The sequence below is a fragment of the Curtobacterium sp. B18 genome, assembly GCF_000333375.1.
Classification (GTDB): Bacteria; Actinomycetota; Actinomycetes; order Actinomycetales; family Microbacteriaceae; genus Curtobacterium.
Window position 1 is genome coordinate 1 of record NZ_BACZ01000658.1, and the last position, 4,707, is coordinate 4,707.

The 4,707-nt window shown below is 68.8% G+C and carries 3 protein-coding genes and 1 pseudogene; 2 read left to right on the forward strand and 2 right to left on the reverse strand.

Features of this window, described 5'->3' with window-relative positions; genetic code table 11:
- A partial coding sequence (locus I5E_RS22090; RefSeq protein WP_307159813.1) for an MDR family MFS transporter occupies positions 1–1,960 on the reverse strand: 1,960 nt, incomplete at its 3' end.
- A 110-nt stretch (positions 1,961–2,070) separates the two neighbouring features.
- On the opposite strand from I5E_RS22090, the gene I5E_RS17700 reads away from it, so the two are divergent.
- Both I5E_RS17700 and I5E_RS17705 read left to right on the forward strand, forming a co-directional pair.
- Positions 2,071–2,547, forward strand: a complete 477-nt coding sequence (locus I5E_RS17700; protein WP_022908160.1) for a MarR family winged helix-turn-helix transcriptional regulator — start codon at positions 2,071–2,073, stop codon at positions 2,545–2,547.
- A gap of 176 nt (positions 2,548–2,723) precedes the next feature.
- Entirely contained in the window at positions 2,724–4,436 is a 1,713-nt protein-coding gene (locus I5E_RS17705; protein ID WP_022908161.1) for a DEAD/DEAH box helicase, read from the forward strand.
- On the opposite strand, the pseudogene I5E_RS27120 reads toward I5E_RS17705, so the two are convergent.
- Positions 4,397–4,504: pseudogene (locus I5E_RS27120) on the reverse strand (hypothetical protein); the annotation flags it as partial. The gene I5E_RS17705 and the pseudogene I5E_RS27120 sit on opposite strands and share 40 nt — an antisense overlap.
- Between the last annotated feature and the right edge of the window lie 203 nt (positions 4,505–4,707).

The following is a 4,707-nucleotide window of genomic DNA, read 5'->3' on the forward strand; positions in this document are numbered from 1 at the left end:
GGCGGCGTCCGCCTGCTCCTGCAGGGCCGAGCGCTGGCGCACCGTTGGCACCCGGAAGAACCAGGTGAGGACGAAGGCGAGCACCGATCACGCCGAGCCCGACCCAGTAGATCGTCACGGACGAGGCGTTGAAGCCCGCCATGAACGGCCGGGTGAGCCGGCTGTCCGCACCGGTCAGGAACGAGGTGTCGTTCGTGCTCATGGTGCTCGACCCCGAGTCGCTGCTGTCCGAGACCTGCTTCGCGACGGCCGGGGTGAGCTCGCCCACCCAGTACGACCGCTCGGAGGCGTCCGACCAGTCGACGACGAGCCTGCCGTCCTGCACCGAGGCGTGCGCCTTCTCGGCCGCTGCGGCGAGGGCCTGGTCCTGCACGGCTGCCGGGGCGCTCGCGGTCGCCTGCTGCACCTGCGCGGTGACGTCGTCGAGCGACGCCTGCACGTTCTGCTCGAGCGGGGTGACGATCGGCGACCAGATCTCGTCCATGACGCCGCGGTTCGCGGGCGCCGTGGCCACGGTCGGGTTGGTCGCCGCCTCGAGTGCGGAGCGCAGGTCGGTCCGGTCCGCCGTCGCGTGCAGGATGTTCGACGGCATGACCGAGAACAGGATGGACAGGAGCACCGCGGTGCCGAGCGTGCCACCGATCTGGCGGAAGAACGTCGCCGACGACGTGGCGACGCCCATGTCCCGGGCCTCGACCGAGCCCTGCGACGCCAGGGTGAGCGACTGCATGACCGAGCCGAGCCCCAGGCCGATGAGGAACATGCCGATCATCAGGAACCAGAGCGGCTTGTCGATCGTCATGAACGTCAGCACGACGTAGCCGGAGGACACCAGCGCGGTGCCGATCACCGGGAAGATCCGGTAGCGGCCGACGCGGGCCACGATCTGGCCGCTCGTGATCGACGCGATCATGAGCCCGCCGACGAGGGGGAGCGTCGCGAACCCGGACTCGGTGGGGGTCAGGCCGACGACGATCTGCAGGTAGAGGGGGATGGTCAGCATGGCGCCGAACATCGCGAAGCCGACCAGGAAGCCGATGACGGTCGCCATCGAGAACGTGCCGGAGCGGAAGAGCTTGAGCGGGATGATCGCGGCGTCGCCCATCTTCGACTCGACGAGCAGCAGGACGACCAGGCCGACGACACCGATGACGTAGCAGGCGATCGCGGCTGGCGACCCCCAGCCCCAGGTGCGGCCCTGTTCGGCCACGAGCAGGAGCGGGACGAGCGTGACGATGACCGCCGTGGCGCCCCACCAGTCGACCTTCGGCTTCGCACCGTCGCCGCCGTGCACCTTCGGCAGGTGCAGGAAGACGAGCACCATGACGAGGGCCGCGATGCCGATCGGCACGTTGATGAGGAGCACCCAGCGCCAGCCGGTGATCCACAGGATCTCGGAGGAACCGGCGAGCAGGCCGCCGATGAGCGGGCCGATGACGCTCGAGATGCCGAACACCGCGAGGAAGTAGCCCTGGTACTTGGCACGCTCACGCGGGGCGAGGATGTCGCCCATGATCGCCAGCGGCAGTGACATGAGCGCACCGGCGCCGATGCCCTGCACGGCGCGGAAGCCGGCGAGCATGAGCATCGAGGTCGACATCGACGAGAGCACGGCGCCGAGGATGAACACCACGATGCCGAAGATGTAGAGGGGACGGCGCCCGAAGATGTCGGAGAGCTTGCCGTAGATCGGCGTCGCGATCGTCGAGGTGATGAGGTACGCGGTGGTGACCCAGGCCTGCTGGTCGAGCCCGTGCAGGTCGTCACCGATCGTCCGGATGGCCGTGCCGAACACCGTCTGGCCGAGCGAGGACAGGAACATGCCCGCCATCAGCCCGTAGATCACGAGGAGGATCTGGCGGTGGGTCATCAGCGGCTGCTGGCCGGCCGCGGCGGAGTCCGTGGGGACCCCGGCTGCGCGTCGGCCGTGCTGCACCGGGACGGGTGCGGTGGCGGTCATCGAGCTCCTTGCTTCGTGCTGTGTTTCCTGCTGTGAAAGTTTGCAGACCGCGCAACGATACATCCATTGCTTCCGGCAAGCAACTAATTCCGCCCACTACGCTGTGCGGCATGACCGAGGACCGGGACGGCGCCGAGCGGCTGCTGCGTGCCCAGCTCGACCGACTGTGGGTCCGGCAGACCCTTCGGTCATCGCTCATCGAGTCGCGCGGGGGACTCGACCCCACGGCACGCGTGATCCTGCGCGCGGTCGACCACTTCGGGGCCGTCCGGTCGATGGCCATCGCGGACGCCACGGGGCTGTCGCGCCCGGTGATCAGCCGTCGCGTGGCGTCGCTCGTCGAGTCCGGGTACCTCGGCACCGAACCGGACCCGGCGGACGGTCGCGCCAGCCTCGTCTCGATCGCGCCGGCCGGACGCACGCTGCTCGACACGCTCGACGTCGCCGGCGCCGAGGTCTTCGACGACCTCACCGGGGCCTTCGCGACGGGGGAGCTGCACACCCTCGCGGGGCTCCTCGCCCGGCTGAACGACCGCGCCGACGCGGTCCTCGGGATCGGCGCGACGGACCGGCGCGACGCGTCCTGACGACGCGGCACGCGTCCTGGACGCGACCACGGGGCGGACAGGAGGCGCGGTGCGGGCCCGCCCCGCCCTCCCTCGCAGGCTCGGTCGGCGCGTCTCGCGTGCCGCTGGCGCGTCACCGCTGAGCGAGACGCGCCACACCGTCACTGCTGACGCCGTATTCGAGATACCGTTTCCGCATGAGCACGGACACCGCCACCACCACTGAGACCCTCGACGACGGGCCAGTGGTGACCTTCGCCGACCTCGGCCTGAGCGATGCTGTGCTCAAGGCCGTCAAGGACATCGGCTACGAGACCCCCTCCGCCATCCAGGAGGCCACGATCCCGACGCTGCTCGAGGGGCGCGACGTCGTCGGCCTCGCGCAGACCGGAACCGGCAAGACCGCGGCGTTCGCGCTCCCGATCCTGTCCCGCATGGAGGCCGGCGCCAAGGTGCCGCAGGCGCTCGTGCTCTCCCCGACCCGTGAGCTCGCCCTGCAGGTGTGCGAGGCGTTCGAGCAGTTCGCGTCGCACATGAAGCACGTGCACGTCCTGCCCGTCTACGGCGGCCAGGCCTACGGTGTGCAGCTGTCCGCGCTCCGCCGTGGCGTCGACGTGGTCGTCGGGACCCCCGGTCGCATCATGGACCACATCGCCAAGGGCACGCTCGACCTGTCCGAGCTGAAGTACCTCGTGCTCGACGAGGCCGACGAGATGCTCAAGATGGGCTTCGCCGAGGACGTCGAGACGATCCTCGCCGAGACCCCGGACGACAAGCAGGTCGCGCTCTTCTCGGCGACGATGCCCGCGCAGATCCGCCGCATCTCGCAGCAGTACCTCACCGACCCGGCCGAGATCACGGTCAAGACGAAGACGAAGACCGCCGCGAACATCACGCAGCGGTACCTCATGGTGTCGTACCCGCAGAAGGTCGACGCGCTCACCCGCATCCTCGAGGTCGAGGACTTCGAGGGCATGATCATCTTCGTCCGCACGAAGAGCGAGACCGAGACCCTCGCCGAGAAGCTCCGCGCCCGCGGGTACGCCGCAGCAGCCATCAGCGGTGACGTCGCCCAGGCCCAGCGCGAGCGCACGGTCAACCAGCTGAAGTCGGGCAAGCTCGACATCCTCGTCGCCACCGACGTCGCCGCCCGCGGCCTCGACGTCGACCGCATCACGCACGTCGTGAACTACGACATCCCCGTCGACATCGAGTCCTACGTGCACCGCATCGGCCGCACCGGGCGTGCGGGCCGCTCGGGCGACTCGATCAGCTTCGTCACCCCGCGTGAGCGTCGTCTGCTCTCGGCGATCGAGCGGCACACCAAGCAGCCGCTCACGCAGATGCAGCTGCCGACGATCGAGGACGTCAACGAGACGCGCCTCACCCGCTTCGACGACGCCATCACCGCGGCGCTCGAGCAGCAGGACCGCATCACGGCGTTCCGCGACATCATCGCCCACTACGTCGAGCACCACGACGTGCCGGCGGACGACGTCGCCGCCGCGCTGGCCGTCGTGGCGCAGGGCGAGGACCCGCTGCTGCTCGACCCGAAGGCCGACGAGCTGCGGAACCGCGTCGACCGCGACGGCCGGGGCAGCGACCGCCGCGACCGCGACGACGACCGCGGCGCCCGGGGCGAGCGGTCCGACCGTGGCCCGCGCCGCTCGCAGCCGATGACCGCCTACCGCATCGAGGTCGGGCGTCGGCACCGCGTCGAGCCGCGCCAGATCGTCGGGGCCCTGGCGAACGAGGGCGGCCTGCGCCGCGACGACTTCGGGGCGATCCAGATCCGTCCGGACTTCTCGATCCTGGCGAAGATATGCCCGGAAAAGCGTTCAAATCCATACCAGGTTTGGTGCCAGAAATCCGTTTTTTCGTCGGTAACCACGTGCAGGATACCGTTCTGATGCTGCCACCTTGTGGGTTCATTGATCCAGGAAAAAGAGTCGAGCACGGTGCCTCCAGAATAAACCATTAATCACAGCCTTAGCGTTGAGGATAGTCGGCTAAGAAGACGTGTGCCGATCAAACGACGTTGAGCGGACAGGCCTCAGCGCCATTCGGCCAGCAGGGTGGCGGTATCGACAACGCGCGGCACGTTACCGGGCATGCTAAGGGCTGCCCAGACTTCATTATGCTGACCAATTAACTGCTCAGCGTTGGCATAAGTCCTGTCGG